This window comes from Bradyrhizobium sp. OK095 (assembly GCF_900109945.1).
Classification (GTDB): Bacteria; Pseudomonadota; Alphaproteobacteria; order Rhizobiales; family Xanthobacteraceae; genus Bradyrhizobium.
Genome location: NZ_FOBX01000006.1, coordinates 239,574 through 256,318 on the forward strand (window position 1 = coordinate 239,574; position 16,745 = coordinate 256,318).

General features: G+C 64.4%; 17 protein-coding genes and 1 pseudogene. 7 read left to right on the top strand and 11 right to left on the bottom strand.

The annotated features are described in order from the left end of the window. Positions 1 to 55: 55 nt before the first annotated feature. Positions 56 to 1,294 (top strand): MFS transporter, encoded by a 1,239-nt coding sequence (locus BMW89_RS17865; protein WP_092028299.1) that lies wholly within the window; start codon positions 56 to 58, stop codon positions 1,292 to 1,294. A 206-nt stretch (positions 1,295 to 1,500) separates the two neighbouring features. On the opposite strand, the gene BMW89_RS17870 is transcribed toward BMW89_RS17865, so the two are convergent. The 7 genes from BMW89_RS17870 to BMW89_RS17900 all read right to left on the bottom strand — a co-directional run bounded on the left by BMW89_RS17870 (position 1,501) and on the right by BMW89_RS17900 (position 8,208). Next, the gene (locus BMW89_RS17870) at positions 1,501 to 2,259 is read right to left on the bottom strand and encodes an SDR family oxidoreductase (protein WP_092028300.1); all 759 of its coding nucleotides are present in this window, start codon (positions 2,257 to 2,259) and stop codon (positions 1,501 to 1,503) included. A 34-nt stretch (positions 2,260 to 2,293) separates the two neighbouring features. After that, the gene (locus BMW89_RS17875) at positions 2,294 to 3,052 is read right to left on the bottom strand and encodes a proteasome-type protease (protein ID WP_008143132.1); all 759 of its coding nucleotides are present in this window, start codon (positions 3,050 to 3,052) and stop codon (positions 2,294 to 2,296) included. A 107-nt stretch (positions 3,053 to 3,159) separates the two neighbouring features. Further along, positions 3,160 to 3,567, bottom strand: coding sequence for a carboxymuconolactone decarboxylase family protein (locus BMW89_RS17880; protein ID WP_092028301.1), 408 nt, complete (start codon positions 3,565 to 3,567; stop codon positions 3,160 to 3,162). Positions 3,568 to 3,623: 56 nt separating this feature from the next. Beyond that, positions 3,624 to 4,823, bottom strand: coding sequence for an acyl-CoA dehydrogenase family protein (locus BMW89_RS17885; RefSeq protein ID WP_092028302.1), 1,200 nt, complete (start codon positions 4,821 to 4,823; stop codon positions 3,624 to 3,626). 101 nt (positions 4,824 to 4,924) lie between these two features. Continuing rightward, on the bottom strand, positions 4,925 to 5,773 hold the full coding sequence (locus BMW89_RS17890) for a transglutaminase family protein (protein ID WP_092028303.1): 849 nt from the start codon (positions 5,771 to 5,773) through the stop codon (positions 4,925 to 4,927). Positions 5,774 to 5,840: 67 nt separating this feature from the next. Next, positions 5,841 to 6,785 (bottom strand): alpha-E domain-containing protein, encoded by a 945-nt coding sequence (locus BMW89_RS17895; protein ID WP_092028304.1) that lies wholly within the window; start codon positions 6,783 to 6,785, stop codon positions 5,841 to 5,843. 4 nt (positions 6,786 to 6,789) lie between these two features. After that, positions 6,790 to 8,208, bottom strand: a complete 1,419-nt coding sequence (locus tag BMW89_RS17900; protein WP_092028305.1) for a circularly permuted type 2 ATP-grasp protein — start codon at positions 8,206 to 8,208, stop codon at positions 6,790 to 6,792. Between the two features lie 278 nt (positions 8,209 to 8,486). On the opposite strand from BMW89_RS17900, the gene BMW89_RS17905 reads away from it, so the two are divergent. The 3 genes from BMW89_RS17905 to BMW89_RS17915 are packed head-to-tail and all read left to right on the top strand — an operon-like array spanning position 8,487 to position 10,428. Continuing rightward, positions 8,487 to 9,224, top strand: a complete 738-nt coding sequence (locus BMW89_RS17905; protein WP_092028306.1) for a competence/damage-inducible protein A — start codon at positions 8,487 to 8,489, stop codon at positions 9,222 to 9,224. 27 nt (positions 9,225 to 9,251) lie between these two features. Beyond that, on the top strand, positions 9,252 to 9,779 hold the full coding sequence (gpt, locus tag BMW89_RS17910; protein WP_092028307.1) for a xanthine phosphoribosyltransferase: 528 nt from the start codon (positions 9,252 to 9,254) through the stop codon (positions 9,777 to 9,779). 31 nt (positions 9,780 to 9,810) lie between these two features. Continuing rightward, on the top strand, positions 9,811 to 10,428 hold the full coding sequence (locus tag BMW89_RS17915) for a hypothetical protein (protein ID WP_092028308.1): 618 nt from the start codon (positions 9,811 to 9,813) through the stop codon (positions 10,426 to 10,428). On the opposite strand, the gene BMW89_RS17920 is transcribed toward BMW89_RS17915, so the two are convergent. After that, the gene (locus BMW89_RS17920) at positions 10,425 to 10,655 is read right to left on the bottom strand and encodes a hypothetical protein (protein ID WP_092028309.1); all 231 of its coding nucleotides are present in this window, start codon (positions 10,653 to 10,655) and stop codon (positions 10,425 to 10,427) included. The two genes, BMW89_RS17915 and BMW89_RS17920, sit on opposite strands and share 4 nt — an antisense overlap. Continuing rightward, the gene (locus BMW89_RS17925) at positions 10,655 to 11,677 is read right to left on the bottom strand and encodes a methionine synthase (protein WP_092028310.1); all 1,023 of its coding nucleotides are present in this window, start codon (positions 11,675 to 11,677) and stop codon (positions 10,655 to 10,657) included. The genes BMW89_RS17920 and BMW89_RS17925 overlap by 1 nt, the downstream gene beginning before the upstream one ends. 121 nt (positions 11,678 to 11,798) lie before the next feature. Between BMW89_RS17925 and BMW89_RS17930 the strand changes: the two are divergent. From BMW89_RS17930 to BMW89_RS17940, 3 genes and pseudogenes are all read left to right on the top strand, one after another. Continuing rightward, positions 11,799 to 12,499 (top strand): annotated as a pseudogene (locus BMW89_RS17930) (glutathione binding-like protein). Between the two features lie 134 nt (positions 12,500 to 12,633). After that, positions 12,634 to 13,242: a 2-hydroxychromene-2-carboxylate isomerase gene (locus BMW89_RS17935; protein WP_092028311.1), complete on the top strand. Its 609-nt coding sequence runs from the start codon at positions 12,634 to 12,636 to the stop codon at positions 13,240 to 13,242. Next, positions 13,242 to 14,219: an NADPH:quinone oxidoreductase family protein gene (locus BMW89_RS17940; RefSeq protein ID WP_092028312.1), complete on the top strand. Its 978-nt coding sequence runs from the start codon at positions 13,242 to 13,244 to the stop codon at positions 14,217 to 14,219. The genes BMW89_RS17935 and BMW89_RS17940 overlap by 1 nt, the downstream gene beginning before the upstream one ends. A gap of 105 nt (positions 14,220 to 14,324) precedes the next feature. Here BMW89_RS17940 and BMW89_RS17945 read toward each other — a convergent pair whose 3' ends face one another. Together BMW89_RS17945 and BMW89_RS17950 are read right to left on the bottom strand one after the other, a co-directional pair. Next, complete coding sequence (locus BMW89_RS17945; RefSeq protein WP_092028313.1) at positions 14,325 to 15,215, bottom strand: crotonase/enoyl-CoA hydratase family protein; 891 nt, start codon at positions 15,213 to 15,215, stop codon at positions 14,325 to 14,327. 106 nt (positions 15,216 to 15,321) lie between these two features. Continuing rightward, complete coding sequence (locus BMW89_RS17950) at positions 15,322 to 16,743, bottom strand: amidase (protein WP_092028314.1); 1,422 nt, start codon at positions 16,741 to 16,743, stop codon at positions 15,322 to 15,324. Positions 16,744 to 16,745: the final 2 nt, after the last annotated feature.

The window sequence follows — 16,745 nt, forward strand, 5'->3', positions numbered from 1 at the left end:
AGCCACCCGGGACGCACGTCCATGGGAGCGACGGTCAGGGGTGACCCAACAGGCGATGTCAGAGCAGCCAATAGCAGCGAATCCGCCGGTGACCGCCGGCGAGCTCCTCGCCCACCGCGCCTTCCTGTTCTTCCTGCTATCGCGCAGCCTGTCGCGCTTCTCCAGCCAGATCGCGGCGGTTGCGATCGGCTGGCAAATCTACGACCTCACCGGCTCGGCCTTCGACCTCGGCATGGTCGGCCTCGTGCAATTTCTGCCCACCGCGCTGCTGGTGTTCGTCGCCGGCCACGCCGCCGACCGTTTCGAGCGCAAGCGCGTGGTCCAGCTCTGCCAGCTCGTGGAAGCGGCGACCGCGCTCTATCTCGCCATCATCACCTATCTCGGCGCGGTCAGCGAGGTGCAGATCTTCATCGCGACCTTCGTGCTCGGCATTGCCGGCGCCTTCGAGAGCCCGACCACCGCAGCGCTGCTGCCGGCGATCGCGCCGCAGGGATCGCTCCAGCGCGCCACCGCCGTCTCCAGCGGCGCGGCGCAAGTCGCGACCATCACCGGGCCAGCGCTCGGCGGCTTCGCCTATGCGATCGCGCCGCATCTCGCCTATGCCCTGATGCTGCTGTTCTGGATTTTCGGGATGATTTTGACCGGCTTCATCCGGCCACGGCCCCAGGCTGTCGCCAAAGCGGGGACGGACTCGGACAACATCTTTGCTGGCGTTCGCTTCATCCGCAGCAATCCGGCGATCCTCGGCACCATCTCGCTCGATCTGTTCGCGGTGCTGTTCGGTGGCGTCACCGCGCTGCTGCCGATCTATGCCCGCGACATCCTCCAGACCGGCCCGATGGGGCTCGGGATCTTGCGCGCCGCGCCCGCGGTCGGCGCGTTGGCGATGACTATGGTGCTGGCGCGTCACGCCATCTCGCGGCATGTGGGATTGCGCATGTTCCAGGCGGTGATCGTGTTCGGAATTGCCACCGTTGTGTTCGCGCTGTCGTCGTGGATGTGGCTGTCGGTACTGTCGCTGGCGATCCTCGGCGCGGCCGACACGATCAGCGTGGTGATCCGCTTCTCGCTGGTGCAGCTGGCCACGCCCGACGAGATGCGCGGCCGGGTGGGGGCGGTGAATTTCCTCTTTATCAATGCCTCCAACCAGCTCGGCCAGTTCGAGAGCGGCGTAGCGGCGGCCCTGTTCGGCGCCATGCCCGCGGCCGTGCTCGGCGGCGTCTGCACGGTCGCGGTCGCGCTGCTGTGGATGAAGCTGTTTCCCAGCCTGCGGCGGGTTGAGACGCTGGAATAGAGAGCTCCGCTCTCTCCCCCGTCATTGCGAGCGCAGCGAAGCAATCCAGAATCTCGCCGCGGCGGCAGCCTGGATTGCTTCGCTGCGCTCGCAATGACGATTGTTGAGATAGCGCGCGGACTTAACTCGCGTCACCCCGCCTGCCGGCAACAATAGGCGTCCTCTTGACGCCTACTGTGCATGGGGTTGTTTTCGCAGTTTTTAGTTCAGCCGCGTCCGACGAACGGCATCTTGCTCGCCATCACCGTCATGGTCAGCACGTTGGCATCGAGCGGCAGGCCGGCCATGTAGGCGACGGCATCGCCGACCGCCTTGGCGTCCATGCGCGGCTCCTGCATCATCTTGCCGTCGGCCTGCATCACGCCGGGGCCGGCGACCATGCGATCAGTCATCGGCGTTGCCGCATTGCCGATGTCGACCTGGCCGACCGCGATGTCGTACATGCGGCCGTCGAGGTTGGAGGCCTTGGTCAGGCCGGTGATGGCGTGCTTGGTCGAGGTATAGGCCGCCGAGAACGGCCGCGGCGCATGCGCCGAGATCGAGCCGTTGTTGATGATGCGGCCGCCGCGCGGCGTCTGGTCCTTCATGATGCGGAAGGCGTGCTGGGTGCACAGGAACGGGCCGGTGAGATTGGTGTTCACCACCGCCTGCCACTGCTCGAGGCTGAGGTCCTCGAAATTGACAGGCGGCGCGCCCATGCCGGCATTGTTGAACAGCACGTCGAGCCGGCCATAGGTCGACTTCACCTTGTCGAACAGCGCGGCGATCGAGTCGGGCTTGGTCATGTCGGCGGTGACGCACAGGCTCTTGCCGGCGGGGCCGAGCTTCGCGGTCTCCTCGAGCATATCGGGCCGGCGGCCGACCAGCACCACGGTGAAGCCGGTGTTCATCAGCGCCAGCGATGCGGCGCGCCCGACACCGGTGCCGGCGCCCGTCACCACTGCGATCTTGTTTGCTTCACTCATCGTTTCCTGCCTTCTCTCTTCAAGTTTTTGGCTGTCAGGTTTTGGGTTCTTTTTCGTTCTTGTAGGGCGGCCGCGGAATGTTCTGATGCGCGGCGCGCAAGGCCGCCGACCAGCGCGAGCGCAGATCGTGGAAATAGGGCTCGCCCGCCTCGATGCGATGGTTGAGATCGGCATCGCAGGCATCCGCCCGCACCACCAGCACGTCGATCGGGAGACCGACGCCGAGATTGGACCGCATGGTCGAGTCCATCGAGATCAGGCCGGTCTTCAGCGCCTCGTAGAGCTCGACGTCGTAATGCATGGCGCGGTCGAGCACCGGCTTGCCGTATTTGTGCTCGCCGATCTGCAGGTAGGGCGTGTCGGTGGTGCACTCGATGAAATTGCCTGCCGTGTAGACCATGAACAGGCGCATCCGTGCGCCCTTGATCTGGCCGCCGAACAGGAAGGAGACGTCGAACGACACGTCCTCGGATTTCAGCGCCGGGCCTTCAGTGGCGTGTACCGCCCGGATCGCCCGGCCGATGCGCTGTGCGGCCTGGAACATGGTCGGCGCGTTCATCAGCGTCTCGATGTCGCCCGTGTTGGGGTCCTCGAGGCCTTCGGTCAGCGTCGACAGCACCGACTGGCTGATGGCGAGGTTACCCGCGCTGGCGATCGCCATGATGCGGTCGCCCGGCTTGGAGAAGATGTGCAGCTTGCGGAAGGTCGAGACATTGTCGAGGCCGGCATTGGTGCGGGTATCGGCGATCATCACCAGACCGTCCCGAACCAGAATTCCGCAGCAATAGGTCATTTCCGGTCCCCGAACGCGTTTGCGCGGAATTACTAGCCAATTTCCGGGAGGCATGAAACCCCCGATTACCGGGGGGAGCATGCATCGATGGGGAGGGAAGGCCTGTCTTATTCAGGGCCGTCGACGAGAAAAGCTGCGTCGACGGGGACGCCGAGCGCCGTGACCAGCCGGTTGGTCTCCGCGGCCATGCCGACGATGGCGAGCAGTTCGCCATATTCGGCCTCGGTCATGCCCTTGGCCCGTGCGGCGGCGGTGTGGGAGTGGATGCAATAGCTGCAGCCATGCGCGATCGAAACCGCGACATAGAGCATCTCCTTGACCTTGGGATCGAGCGCCCCCGGCGCCATCACCTCCTTGATGCTCTCCCAGGTCCGCCGCAGCGTCTTCGGATCGTGCGCCAGCGCGCGCCAGAAATTGTTGACGAAGTCCGACTTCCGGACTTTGCGGATGTCGTCGAAAACGGCGCGCGCCTCGCTGGAGAGTTCATCGTAGGAAAGCAGCTTTACGGTCGCCATGGGGGGTACCTCGCAGGGTCTGGTCTGACCCTGCGATTGTAGCACGGCTGACGCGATCAGCCGGCCTGGTCGGCGGAGTGGCGCAAGGCCAGCTTGCCGACGTCGACATATAGCCTCTGCTGCGCGTGAGCATGCTGGGCACCGACGTGGAGGTCGCGCAGGCGCCGCTGCAGCGGCGAGCTGTCGTAGACTGCGCTGCTTCCCGCCAGCGCAAAACAGGCATCCGCGATGCTGACACAGGTCGTGGCGAGCCAGACCGCGGACCCGGACCCCTCGATCATGACGTCATCGTCGTTCAGCGTACCGGCCAGCGCGCGACGCCAGTGGCTGGCGACCTGGACCTCGTGAAACGCCTGCGCAGCCCTGAGGTTGGCGGAAATCCGGCCGAGTTCGTACTGGAACGTCTCGGACTCCCGCATCGGCACGGCCGCATATAATTGCTGCTTTCCGGTATGGGCGAGCGCGAGCAGGTCGTCGACAGTGCCCTCGGCCATGCTGAGCGAAAATGCCCCGTGCAGCAATGGCAGCCATTGCCGCAGCGTCTGATACAGCGGCCCCGACATGCGGGGAGCCGCGTCGAGATCGAAGACATGGGTCTCGGGAACCAGCCGCTCCCGCAGCGCGATGTGATGGCTGCCGGTGCCCTTGAGCCCGGCCGCGTGCCAGGTGTCCTCGATCTCCCAATCGCGCGCCGGCAGCGCTACGGCGCGAAGCTGCGGCTTGCCGTGCGGGCCGGGGATCGGCTTGCCATTTTCGGTGACGATGCAGAACCCGCCGATCCATTCGGCATGCGTGCAAGAGCTGGCGAACGGCCATCGGCCCTTGACGCGATAGCCGCCCGACACACGCTCCGCCGTTCCGGCCGGCTGGGAGGAGCCGCAGATCGCGACATCGGGTCCATCCTGATACATCTGCTGATACAATTCAGGGCGCGCCGCTGCGGCGAAAAGGGCTCCGATTCCGCCGACAATCGAGATCCAGCCGATCGAGCCGTCGAGACGAGTCAGGGCCTTGATGACCTCCAGTCCAGCCGGAAAATCGAGCTCCAGCCCGCCATGGCTCCGCGGTACGAACATCCGAAAGAGTCCGATCGACCGCAGCCGCTCCACCAGGTCGGGAGGGACATGGCGCGCAGCTTCGATTTCAGCAGCGCGTGCCGTGATCTCTGGAGCCAGCTCCCGGATCTCCGCAAGCATGCGCTCGTGGGGATCACGCAGCGGCAGGGAACGCTTGCCGATTTTTTCTTGAAGCTGCATCTGTCTTGACCTCTGTTGCGGGTAACGGATCGCAACGGAGGTTGGACAGCGGGCGCTACGGGGTGGTTTCAGGGCGGCGGTCGCGGGTTACGGCTGTAACGCTAGCTCTGCCGCTGGGACTGCGATTGCGACTGGCCGCCGCGGCCGGCCTGCTCGACCTTGACGGCCACCGACAGCGTCTCGGCGCCGCCGCCATAGCGGGTGCCGCGCACGGGAGCTGCGCCGAGATAATCGAGCCCGATCGCGACGCGAACATGGGCGTCGGTGGCACAGATGCTGTTGGCGGGATCGAAGCCGACCCAGCCGAGACCGTCAACATAGGCTTCCACCCAGGCATGGCCGGCGTCCTGGTGCACCGTGCCGTCGGACCGCAGGAAGTGACCGGAGACGAAGCGCGCCGGCACGCCGCCGGTGCGGGCGCAGGCGATGAAGATATGCGCGTAGTCCTGGCAGACGCCGCGCTTGAGCGTGAACGCTTCGGCCGCCGACGTGCCGCTGTTGGTCGGGTCCTCGTCGAAGGTCATGTGATCGCTGATTTGCGACATCAGCGTGTGGAGGAAGCCGAGCTTGTCGCTCTCGGCCTCGCTGCGCAACTGCCGTGCGACCGCCATCATCGCCGGATTGACGGTGGTGAGGTCGGTGGAACGCAAAAACATGTCGGCCGGAAAGCGCTCGTCGGCGCCGCGCAGCACGCCACCGGTGTCGTGGGTCTCGATCAGGCCCTCGGCGGTGATCTTGATGTCGCTGACGGGCCCGCATGACAGCACATGGGTGACGTTGCCGAAGGCGTCCTCATGGGTGTCGAGCCTGGTGTCGGTCGAGACGTCGATTTGCCACTCCGCCACATATTGCCCGTCATGGCTGCACGGCGTCATGCGCAGAATCTGGATCACGCTCGTGGCCGCCGGCTCGTAGCGATAGGTCGTGGTGTGCAGGATTCGCAGGCGCATGGTGGACCGTTGTTCTGGCGTCATCATTCCGGTTTCGCCCCGCGGGCGCTCCGGGATGACGGCAGTATCAGATCAAATACTGCTTCGTGATGATTTCGCCCAGCCTGGAATTGTCCGAGATGAATTCCTGAATGAATTCATGCACGCCATGCTGGAAAATGTCGTTCATATTGCTGTGTTCGAGCCGGTTGCGGATGCCGCGGGCGTGGCGCTGGGCGGGGCCCTGGCGGCCATAGGCGACGCCGATCTGGTCGAGGTTACGCGTGAGATTGTCGTAGCAGCTCGCAAGCGAGCGCGGCAGCGTGCCGTTGAGGATGAGCAGATCCGCGACCAGCCAGGGTTTCAGCGTCTCGCGATAGACCCAGTGATAGGCCGTCAGCGCCGACACCGAGCGCAGGATCGAGCTCCACTGATAGAAGTCGAGCGGGCCGCCGACATGCTCTTCCTCGGGCAGCAGCACATGGTACTTCACATCGAGGATGCGTGCCGTGTTGTCGGCGCGCTCCAGGTGCAGGCCGAGCCGCGAGAACCAGTAGGCGTCGTTGCGCAGCATGGTGCGGTAGGCCGAACCGTCGAAGCGCAGCGAGGTCTCCTGCACGAAGCGCAGGAATTTTGCGAGATCCTCGCGCGTCGAGGTGCCCTTGCTCCAGACCTCCTGCAATTCGATCCAGGCCGAGTTGATGGTGTCCCACATCTCGCTGGTGAGCGCGGTGCGCACTGAACGCGAGTTCAGCCGCGCCGCCTCGATGCAGTTCCGGATCGAGGACGGGTTGTCGGCTGAGAACGAGAGGTAGTCGACGACGTTACGTTCGTTGGCTTCCTCGTAGGTCTGATAGAAGCTGGTGGCGACGCCGGCGGTGAGAAGTGCCGAGTCCCATTCATTGGTCTTGCCGATATAGGCGGCGGGGAGCGCGGTGACGCGCAGCGTCGCATCGATGGTGCGCGCGAGATACTCGGCCCGTTCGACGTAGCGGGCGAGCCAGTAGAGGTTTTCGGCGGTACGCGACAGCATCTCTCTACTCGTCCAAAATCCAGGTGTCTTTGGTGCCGCCGCCCTGGCTCGAATTCACCACCAGGGAGCCTTCCTTCAGTGCGACGCGTGTGAGCCCGCCGGGCACGATCGTGGTGGTCTTGCTGCCCGTCAGCACGAAGGGCCGCAGGTCCACATGGCGCGGTGCGAGGCCACTTGCCGTGCAGGTCGGGCAGGTCGAGAGCGCCAGCGTCGGCTGCGCAATAAACCCTTCCGGCTCGCGCTTGAGTTTTTCGCGGAACGCTTCGATCGTGGCCTTGGTCGCGGCAGGGCCGATCAGCATGCCGTAGCCGCCGGAGCCGTGCACTTCCTTGACGACGAGATCGCCGAGATGGTCGAGCACGTAAGCCAGATCCTTCGGCTCGCGGCAGCGCCAGGTCTGAACGTTCTTCAGGATCGGCTCCTCGCCGAGGTAGAATTTCACGATCTCCGGCATGTAGGAGTAGATCGCCTTGTCGTCGGCGATGCCGGTGCCGACGGCGTTGGCGAGCGTGATGTTGCCGGCGGCGTAGGCCGACATCAGCCCGGGCACGCCGAGCGCGGAGTCGGGACGGAAGGTGAGGGGATCGAGGTAATCGTCATCGACGCGGCGGTAGATCACGTCGACCCGCTTCACCCCCTCGGTCGTCCGCATGAACACTTCGTTGTTCTTGACGATGAGGTCGCGGCCCTCGACGAGTTCGATGCCGAGCTTGTCGGCGAGGAAGGAGTGCTCGTAATAGGCGGAGTTGTAGACGCCGGGCGTGAGGAGAGCGACCGTCGGCTCGCCTGAGGCGCTGTTCGGCGCGACCGAGCGGAGCGCAGACAGCAGCTCATCCGGATAGCGCTCGACCGGCGCCACCCTGTGGCGCGCGAACAGATCCGGAAACAACCGCATCATGATTTCGCGGTTTTCCAGCATGTACGACACGCCGGACGGCGTGCGCGCATTGTCCTCCAGCACGATGAAGTCCTCGGCGTCGACCCTGATGATGTCGATGCCGGCGATGTGCACGTAGACGTCGTGCGGCACCTGCTGGCCATTCATCTCGGGCCGGAACACCGGGTTCTGGAAGATCAGATCTTCGGGCACGATCCCGGCGCGGAGGATGTCGCGGCCGTGATAGATGTCGCGCAGAAACATATTGAGCGCACGCACGCGCTGCTTCAGCCCCTTCTCCAGCAGCGTCCATTCCTTGCCGGACATGATCCGCGGGATCACGTCGAACGGAATCAGGCGCTCGGTCGATTCGGACTCGCCGTAGACGGCGAAGGTGATGCCGATCCGGCGGAACAGGAGCTCGGCTTCCTGGCGGCGATATTCGAGCGCCTCGGGAGGCGTCTCCTTGAGCCAGCGCGCCAGCTCCTGATAGGCAGGGCGAAGGTCCCCACCGGGAATATTCATTTCATCAAACGCGAGTGCCATAGAACCCGACTTGTCTCCGCAAGGCGTTGCGCCATGTGACAGGTCGCTGAGCCTTGGGTGAAGACCGCAACGTCCTGGCCATGCGGCAAGAGTGCATGACTTTCATGTGGTAGCAAGGGGCGGGCCAGCGCGATAAGCATGGACTGGCAGGATTTACCGGGGATGGCTGGTGGCTTGCCTGAAAAAATGGCTGAGGTCTGCTTATTTCGGCAGCAAAACCGCGTGACTTCAACGCGTTACCTCGGCAAAGTCGGGCCGACAGGTGAGGGACTTACGGCATGAGCGAGATCGTCACGGCGGGCATTCTGGTCATCGGGGATGAAATCCTGTCCGGCCGGACCAAGGACAAGAATATCGGCTTCATCGCCGAATACCTCACCAATATCGGCATCGACCTGAAGGAAGTCCGGGTCGTCTCGGACGACGAACCCGACATCATCGCCGCGTTGGATGCACTGCGGCATCGCTACACCTACGTCTTCACCACCGGCGGGATCGGGCCGACCCATGACGACATCACCGCCGACAGCATCGCCAAGGCCTTTGGCGTCGGCATCGACCATCATCCGGAGGTGGTCGCCCGCTTCCGCGAGCGCTGGAGCGAGCAGGACCTCAACGAGGCCCGCCTACGCATGGCTCGAATCCCCGACGGTGCCGAGCTGATCCAGAGCGCGACCATCCTCGCCCCCGGCTTCAAGATCGGCAATGTCATTGTCATGGCCGGCGTGCCCTCGATCATGCAGGCGATGATGGACATCGTCTCGCCCAAGCTGAAATCGGGCGTCCGCATGCTGTCCGAATCGGTCCGCGCCAACGCGCGGGAAGGCGACATCGGCAGCCCGCTGCGGGAAATCGCCGCCGCCCACCCCGACACCATCATCGGCAGCTATCCCTTCATGGACGAAGAGCAAAAGCCCAACACCAATCTGGTGGTGCGCTCGCGCGATGCGGACAAGCTCGCAGCCGCAATGGCCGCGGTGAAGGACATGCTGGCGGGATTGAACATCACCCGGTAGCGCCGGTAGACGAAGCAGGAGACGACAATGGCTGGTGAAGCCCCGGAATTGAGTGCGCAGGAGCGCGCTGGCAAAGCTTTCCCGGTCTCGTGGGACCAGTTCCACCGGGATTGCCGGGCGCTGACCTGGCGGCTCAACGAGGTCGGTCCGTTCCACGCGGTGATCGCGATCACCCGCGGCGGCCTGGTGCCGGCTGCGATCGTGGCCCGCGAGCTCGGCGTGCGCGTGATCGATACGGTCTGCATCGCCAGCTACGATCACGACAAGCAGGGTGAGCTCCAGGTCCTCAAGGGCATTTCGGACGCGGCGATGAAGCTCGGCGGCGGCACCGGCAAGGGCCTCCTGATCGTCGACGACCTCGTCGACACCGGCAAGACCGGCAAGCTGGTGCGCAAGATGCTGCCCGATGCGCATTTCGCCACCGTCTACGCCAAGCCGATGGGCCGCCCGCTGGTCGACACCTTCATCACCGAGGTGTCGCAGGACACCTGGATCTTCTTCCCCTGGGACACCGCGCTGTCCTATCACCCGCCGCTCCGCGACGGGGCGGCGTGACCATCGCTCGCAATGACGGGCGGAGGCAGCCATGCCCCTGCAAAATCGCGTCACGCCGACCGGCGACATCATCGCCACACCACATCGCGGCCTGTTCACCGGCAACCGCGGCATCATCCACGATCCCGCGACCAGGACGCTGCTGAAGAAGCGTTGGTCATCGCCGGCCTGGATCACCTGCCTGTGCGAATTCCGTGGCTGGCGGCGGCCGGTGATGGCGCGGCGGAGCTGGACCGAGCTGTTCTTTCTCGATGAGGCCACTGCCTTCGCCGCAGGTCATCGTCCCTGCTTCTTCTGTCGCCGCGACGATGCCACGCGTTTTCGCACCGCATGGGAGACGGGCAATGGCGCAGGCAAATTGAGTGCAAAGGCGATGGATGCCCAGCTGCATCTGGAACGGCTCGATCATGGCCGCAAGCGCCTGCACGCGCTGCCGATGTCATTCGCGGAATTGCCCGATGGCGCGATGGTGCAGCAGGGCGAGGAGAGCTTCTTGGCGATGCGGGGCCGGGCGCTGTTGTGGTCGCTAGCCGGCTATGCTCGCGTTGAGCGCGAGCCGGAAAGTCCGATGTTGCTGACGCCGCCATCCACATTGCGCGCGCTCTGCGCCGGATATCAACCGCTGCTGCATCCCACGGCTTTCGATTAACGCAGCGGCTTACCCTCTTCGTCCACAGACCTCCGCGCATCGCGCAGCGCCCATTCGCGGATCACCTGGCGGCAGCGGATGAGCTCGGCCTCGCTCGCGGAGTTCGCATCCTTCGCGACGCGCTCCACCATCGCCTTGCAGTTCAGCAACACGGAGCGATCCTCCGCGCACGCCGGCAGCGCCATCGCCGCGAGAGTCGCGACGACGAGTATCGCTCGGACCACCATTATCCCAGCTTCTCGCGCGCCAGCGCGGCGCCGGCGCCGAGTGCCATCAGCTTGGCTTCGGCGATCTCGCGCCGCATCGGTGCCATGCCGCAATTGGTGGTGGCGATGATGTTGCTCTTGGGCACGAATTTCGACACCGCGTCGATCACCTTGACGACGTCCTCGGCGGTCTCCACCGTATCGCTGGCAACGTCGATGACGCCGGCCTGCACGATCTTGTTCTTGAGCAGCGCGAGCAGATCGAGCGGCACCTTGGAATTGCGGCACTCGATCGCGACCTGCTGGATCGGGCTGGCATCGATCGCCGGAAAAATCTGCTCATACTGCCGCCATTGCGCGCCGAGCGTCTCCTTCCAGTCGGTGTTGGCCTTGATGCCGTAGCCGTAGCAGATGTGCACGGCGGTGGCGCAGGTCAGCCCTTGCGCGGCGCGCTCCAGCGCCTTGATGCCCCAGTCGTTGACCTCGTCCATGTAGACGTTGAAGGCGGGCTCGTCGAACTGCACGAGATCGACGCCATCGGCCTGCAACGCCCGGGCTTCCTCGTTCAGCAGCTCGGCGAAGGCAAAGGCCATCTTGACGCGGTCGCCATAGTAACTGTCGGAGATGGTGTCGATGATGGTCATCGGGCCGGGCAGGGTGAATTTCAGCTTCTTCTTCGTATGCGTGCGGGCGACGCGCGCCTCGTCGGCATGGACACGCCCCTTGAGCCGGAGCGGCGCGACCACCTGCGGTACCATCGCCTTGTAGCGGTCTTTCCGGATGCCCATCTCGACCTTGTGGGCGAAGTCGATACCTTCGATCTTCTCCAGAAAGCCATGCACGAAATGCTGCCGGGCCTGCTCGCCCTCGGTGACGATGTCGATGCCGGCGTCTTCCTGGACCTTGACGGCCAGCATCGTCGCATCGCGCTTGGCGCGGACAAGCTCGTCACCCTGCGACTTCCAGGGCGCCCAGAGCATGTTGGGCTCGGCGAGCCATTCCGGCTTCGGCAGTGAGCCGGCAATCGTGGTTGGAAACAGCATGGCGGCCCTCCCGGCAGGTTGTGTTGCGCCCCTTCCTGCCATGTCTTAACGTCAAGGTACAGAACAACAAAAGTCGTCATTTCAACCGGCGATAGCGACAGGGAAGGCCAAAGGAAAGGTCATGATCGATCTCCATTACGCGCCGACGCCGAATGGCTGGAAAATCTCGATCATGCTGGAGGAACTCGGGCTTCCCTACACGGTGAAGCCTGTCAACATCCGCGCTGGCGAGCAGTTCAGCCCCGAGTTTCTAACGATCTCCCCGAACAACCGCATTCCCGCGATCGTCGATCATGAGCCTGCCGACGGCGGCGCGCCGTTCTCGGTGTTCGAGACCGGCGCGATCCTGATTTATCTGACGGAGAAGACCGGCCGCTTCCTGGCCAGTGATCTGCGCGGCCGCTCCACCGCCATCCAGTGGGTGAGTGGCAGATGGGAGGTCTTGGTCCCATGCTCGGCCAGCACGGCCATTTCGCGCTCTATGCGGCCGAGAAGCTTCCCTATGCGATCGAGCGCTACCGCGACGAGGCGGCGCGACTCTATGGCGTGCTCGACCGGCAGTTGGCCAGGACCGGCGCCTATGTCGCCGGCGATTATTCCATCGCCGACATCGCCTGCTTCCCCTGGACCATGACCCACAAGGCGCAGGGCTTTACGCTCGACGACTATCCGAATGTGAAACGCTGGTACGCCGAGGTGCGGGCGAGGCCGCAGGTACAGGCGGGGCTTGCGATCGGGAAATTCGTGAAAGAGCCGTTCGATGAGGAATCACGCAAGATCATGTTTGGCCAGCGTGCGAAGGAAGTGTTGGGGAAGAAGTAGTGTCAGCCCCTCATGGTGAGGAGCGCCGCAGGCGCGTCTCGAACCATGAAGGCCCGACTTTCACCTGCGGCCATCCTTCGAGACGGCCGCTGCGCGGCCTCCTCAGGATGAGGACCGTCAGAAAAGGAAACGCCATGATCGAATTCTTCTTCGACTGTTCCAGCCCCTGGACCTATCTCGCCTTCCACAACATCCAGCCGCTCGCAAAAGAGCTTGGCGCCGAAATCATCTGGCGGCCGATCCTGGTCGGCGGCATCTTCAACACGGTCAATCCGAGCGTCTACGCCCAGCGCGAGACGCCGGTGCCGCTGAAGGCGCGCTACATGAAGAAGGACCTCGCCGACTGGGCGCGCTCGGCAGGCCTTGCGATCAAGATGCCGCCGACGGTGTTTCCAGTGAACAGCGTCAAGGCGATGCGCGGCTGCATCTGGCTCGGCAAAGACATGGTGCCGTTCGCGACCGCACTGTTCGAGACCTATTGGGGCGACGATAAGGACATCTCGCAGGACGCGGTGCTGGCCGAGATATGCAAGAAAATCGGCATCGACGAGCAAAAATTCTTCGCCGGCATCTCCGAGCAGGGCATCAAGGACCAGCTCAAGGCCAATACGGAAGAAGTCGTCGCCCGCGGCGGTTTTGGTTCGCCGACGATCTTCGTCAACAAGACCGACATGTACTTCGGCAATGATCGCCTGCCGCTGATCCGCGAAGCGCTTAAGCGCAGCAAGGCGAGTGCGGCCTGATGGTGCGGGCTGTCGTCTGCCGCGCGCTCGGCGCGCCCGAGACGCTGCGGCTCGAAGAGTTTCCATCGCGCGCCCTGAAACCGGGCGAGGTGCGCGTCGCGATCCGCGCGGCCGGGTTGAATTTTCCTGATGTACTGATGGCAGCGGGCGAGTACCAGCTCAAGCCGGAGCTGCCGTTCACGCCTGGCATGGAAGCGGCTGGCGATGTCACCGAGGTTGGCGCGGACGCGAGGGGAGTCGCTGTCGGCGACAAGGTCATCGTGAAGATGCGCCATGGCGCGTTCACCGATGAAGCGGTGGTGACACCTTCACAGCTCACGCCGATGCCGTCCACCTTCGATTATGCGGAAGCTGCGACCTATCTTGCCGGCCACGGCACCGCCTATCACGCGCTGATCGATCGCGGCCGGGTCGAGCCGGGCGAGGTGCTGCTCGTGCACGGCGCCGGCGGTGGCGTGGGATTGGCCGCCGTCGAGATCGGCAAGATGCTCGGCGCGACCGTGATCGCGACGGCTTCCAGCGACGAGAAGCTAGCCATAGCCAAGGCGCGCGGCGCCGATCATCTGATCCGCTACGACCGCGAGCCGTTTCGCGATGCCGTGAAGCGGATCACCGACGGCCGTGGCGCGGACGTCGTGTTCGATCCCGTCGGTGGAGAGGTGTTCGAGAACTCGATGCGCTGCATCGCCTGGGGCGCGCGGCTGCTGGTGATCGGTTTTACGGGCGGCATCGGCTCGGCCAAGACCAATCTGCTGCTGATCAAGGGCGCCAGCGTGCTCGGCGTGCGCGCAGGCGAGGCGGTGCGGAAAAATCCAGCGCTCGGAGAAGTCCGCCTGAAGGCGCTTCTCGCTTGGGCGGAAGAAGGCAAGCTGCGCCCGAACATCTCGCACCGCCTGCCGCTCGCGGATTATGCCAAGGCGATGCGGCTGCTGCTCGACCGCAAGGCGATCGGGCGCGTGGCGCTGGTGATGGATTGACCGTGCCGTAGGGTGGGCAAAGCGAAGCGTGCCCACCATTCCGGTTTCAGCTGCTAGTAGATGGTGGGCACGGCGCAAGAGCGCCTTTACCCACCCTACGAAAGCTCACTTGTATTCCCGCTCCGACCACCACGGGAAATAATCCGGCATATCGCTCGACACCTTGTTCTTGAACTGCGCGGGGCGCTTCTCCAGGAACGACACCACGCCTTCCTTCACATCGTCCGAGCGGCCGCGGGCGTAGATGCCGCGGCTGTCGACCTTGTGGGCTTCCATGGGATCGTCGGCGCCCATCATGCGCCACATCATCTGGCGGATCAGCGCGACCGATACCGGTGCGGTCTTGGCGGCAAACTCCTTGGCCAGTGCGCGGGCGGTCGGCAGGAGATCATCGGGGGCTACGACCTTGCTGACGAGACGGCCGGCGAGCGCCTCCTGCGCCGGGAAGACGCGGCCCGAATAACACCATTCCAGCGCCTGCGAGATGCCGACGATGCGCGGCAGGAACCAGCTCGAGGCGGCCTCCGGCACGATGCCGCGCTGGGAGAACACGAAGCCGAAGCGTGCGGCGTCGGACGCGATGCGGATGTCCATCGCGAGCTGCATGGTGACACCGATGCCGACGGCAGGGCCGTTCACTGCGGCGATGACGGGCTTCAGGCACTTGAAGATGCGCAAGGTGACCTGGCCACCGCCGTCGCGCACCTGGGAATCGCTGTAATCGACCTTGCCGTCGGCGAAACGTTTCACCGGCCCACGGCGGGCGTCGCGATCGAACGTATCAGCGCCCGAGGACAGGTCAGCGCCCGCGCAAAAACCGCGGCCGGCGCCTGTCACGATGATGGCGCGGACATTGTCGTCCTTGTCGGCGGCGTCGAACGCGTCGATCAGCTCTGCCTGCATTTGCGCGTTGAAGGCGTTGAGCTTGTCGGGCCGGTTCAGCGTGATGGTGAGGATCTGCTCGTCGACCTCGTATTTGATCGTCTCATACGCCATGGTTGGTTTCCTTCCCTGTCTTGAATTCGTTCTCGATGAGACGAGATGCATGGTCGCCAGCGTCCGTCTTGCGCGGACTGGGCATGCGGCCATGACTTAAGCGCAGCTACTTCGCCGGCGGCTTGGGCCAGGGCTTCTGCGCGCCGCGCAGGCCCTCAAAGGCCTTGGCCATGCCGAGCACGCCGATATCATCAAAACGGCGGCCGACGATCTGCACGCCGATGGGAAAGCCCTTGGCGTCGAAGCCGCCATTGACGGAGACGGCGGGGTTCTCCGACATATTCCACGGCACGGTATAGCAGATGTGCTCAAACGGTCTCATCGGATCGTTGGTGGGCGAGGCCCAGTCCGCCGGATAGTTCACGTTCGGCGCTGTCGGCGAAATGAGGTAGTCGAGCTCGCAGAACATCTTTGCTGCAGCGTTGCGGATCGCCATGGTCTGATTGAAGCCGCGGATCACGTCGACGCCCGACAGCTTTGCGCCGGACTCGCCCCATTTGAAAATGTAGGGCAGCACCTTTGCCTGTTCGGCCGGCGTCAGCTTGGCGAGATCATCCCACATCCGCGCGCGCCAGAAATCATCGAGGCCATCGAGCATGTCGCGCGTGAGGATGCCGTCGACTTCGGTGACGACGCTGCCTGCGGATTCGAACGCCTTTGCGGCTTTCACCGCGACGTCACGGACCGGCTTTTCCGCGGGCAGGCCGACGCCAGCATCGAGCATCAGGCCTATCCGCAATTTACGCGGCGACTTTTCCAGTCCCTTCCAGTTGAGCAGTTCGGTGGGCAGGCTCATGCCGTCGCGCCGGTCAGGCTTTGCGATCACGCTCATCATCAACGCGCAATCGTCGACCGTGCGGGTCATGGGGCCGGCGACACGACCGACATAGACAGGATCGATCGGCACGCGGCCAAAGCTCGGCTTCAGACCGACGAGGCCGCACCAGCCCGCGGGCAGGCGGACCGAGCCGCCGATATCGGTGCCGAGATGCAGCGGGCCATAGCCGGCTGCGGCAGCAGCGCCGGCGCCCGCGCTGGAGCCACCGGGATTCTTGGAGAGGTCCCAGGGATTGCGCGCCAGCGCATGGAAGCTGGAGAGCCCCGAGGACAGCATGCCGTAATCGGGCATGGTGGTTTTTGCGAAGATGATCGCGCCTGCCTCGCGCAGCCGCGCGGCGGGCGGCGCATCCTTCTCGGCCGGCACCAGCTTGACGCTGGCAGCGCCCAGAGGCACCGGCACGCCCTTGGTCGCGATGTTGTCCTTCACCGTGACAGGTACGCCGTCGAGTGCGCCTGACGGTTCGCCCCCGGACCAGCGCGCCGTCGAGGCCTTGGCGGCCTCGCGCGCGCTGTCGGGATCGAATGCATAGAGCGCCTTCAGATGCGGTTCCCACGCAGCGACGTGGGCAAGCAAATCCTCCAGCACCTCGCTCGGCGAGAACTGTTTTGCTCGATAGCCCGCGATCAGATCGACCGCGGAGAGATCGTGCAGCGAGGTGACCGCCTCTTCGACGCTCTTTTTCTGCATTG

Bases quoted from the DNA above. Each gene is read 5' to 3' on its own strand.
- BMW89_RS17865 (WP_092028299.1), top strand. From the start codon at position 56: ATGTCAGAGCAGCCAATAGCAGCGAATCCGCCGGTGACCGCCGGCGAG.
- BMW89_RS17870 (WP_092028300.1), bottom strand. From the start codon at position 2,259: ATGAGTGAAGCAAACAAGATCGCAGTGGTGACGGGCGCCGGCACCGGT.
- BMW89_RS17875 (WP_008143132.1), bottom strand. From the start codon at position 3,052: ATGACCTATTGCTGCGGAATTCTGGTTCGGGACGGTCTGGTGATGATC.
- BMW89_RS17880 (WP_092028301.1), bottom strand. From the start codon at position 3,567: ATGGCGACCGTAAAGCTGCTTTCCTACGATGAACTCTCCAGCGAGGCG.
- BMW89_RS17885 (WP_092028302.1), bottom strand. From the start codon at position 4,823: ATGCAGCTTCAAGAAAAAATCGGCAAGCGTTCCCTGCCGCTGCGTGAT.
- BMW89_RS17890 (WP_092028303.1), bottom strand. From the start codon at position 5,773: ATGCGCCTGCGAATCCTGCACACCACGACCTATCGCTACGAGCCGGCG.
- BMW89_RS17895 (WP_092028304.1), bottom strand. From the start codon at position 6,785: ATGCTGTCGCGTACCGCCGAAAACCTCTACTGGCTCGCCCGCTACGTC.
- BMW89_RS17900 (WP_092028305.1), bottom strand. From the start codon at position 8,208: ATGGCACTCGCGTTTGATGAAATGAATATTCCCGGTGGGGACCTTCGC.
- BMW89_RS17905 (WP_092028306.1), top strand. From the start codon at position 8,487: ATGAGCGAGATCGTCACGGCGGGCATTCTGGTCATCGGGGATGAAATC.
- gpt (WP_092028307.1), top strand. From the start codon at position 9,252: ATGGCTGGTGAAGCCCCGGAATTGAGTGCGCAGGAGCGCGCTGGCAAA.
- BMW89_RS17915 (WP_092028308.1), top strand. From the start codon at position 9,811: ATGCCCCTGCAAAATCGCGTCACGCCGACCGGCGACATCATCGCCACA.
- BMW89_RS17920 (WP_092028309.1), bottom strand. From the start codon at position 10,655: ATGGTGGTCCGAGCGATACTCGTCGTCGCGACTCTCGCGGCGATGGCG.
- BMW89_RS17925 (WP_092028310.1), bottom strand. From the start codon at position 11,677: ATGCTGTTTCCAACCACGATTGCCGGCTCACTGCCGAAGCCGGAATGG.
- BMW89_RS17935 (WP_092028311.1), top strand. From the start codon at position 12,634: ATGATCGAATTCTTCTTCGACTGTTCCAGCCCCTGGACCTATCTCGCC.
- BMW89_RS17940 (WP_092028312.1), top strand. From the start codon at position 13,242: ATGGTGCGGGCTGTCGTCTGCCGCGCGCTCGGCGCGCCCGAGACGCTG.
- BMW89_RS17945 (WP_092028313.1), bottom strand. From the start codon at position 15,215: ATGGCGTATGAGACGATCAAATACGAGGTCGACGAGCAGATCCTCACC.
- BMW89_RS17950 (WP_092028314.1), bottom strand. From the start codon at position 16,743: ATGCAGAAAAAGAGCGTCGAAGAGGCGGTCACCTCGCTGCACGATCTC.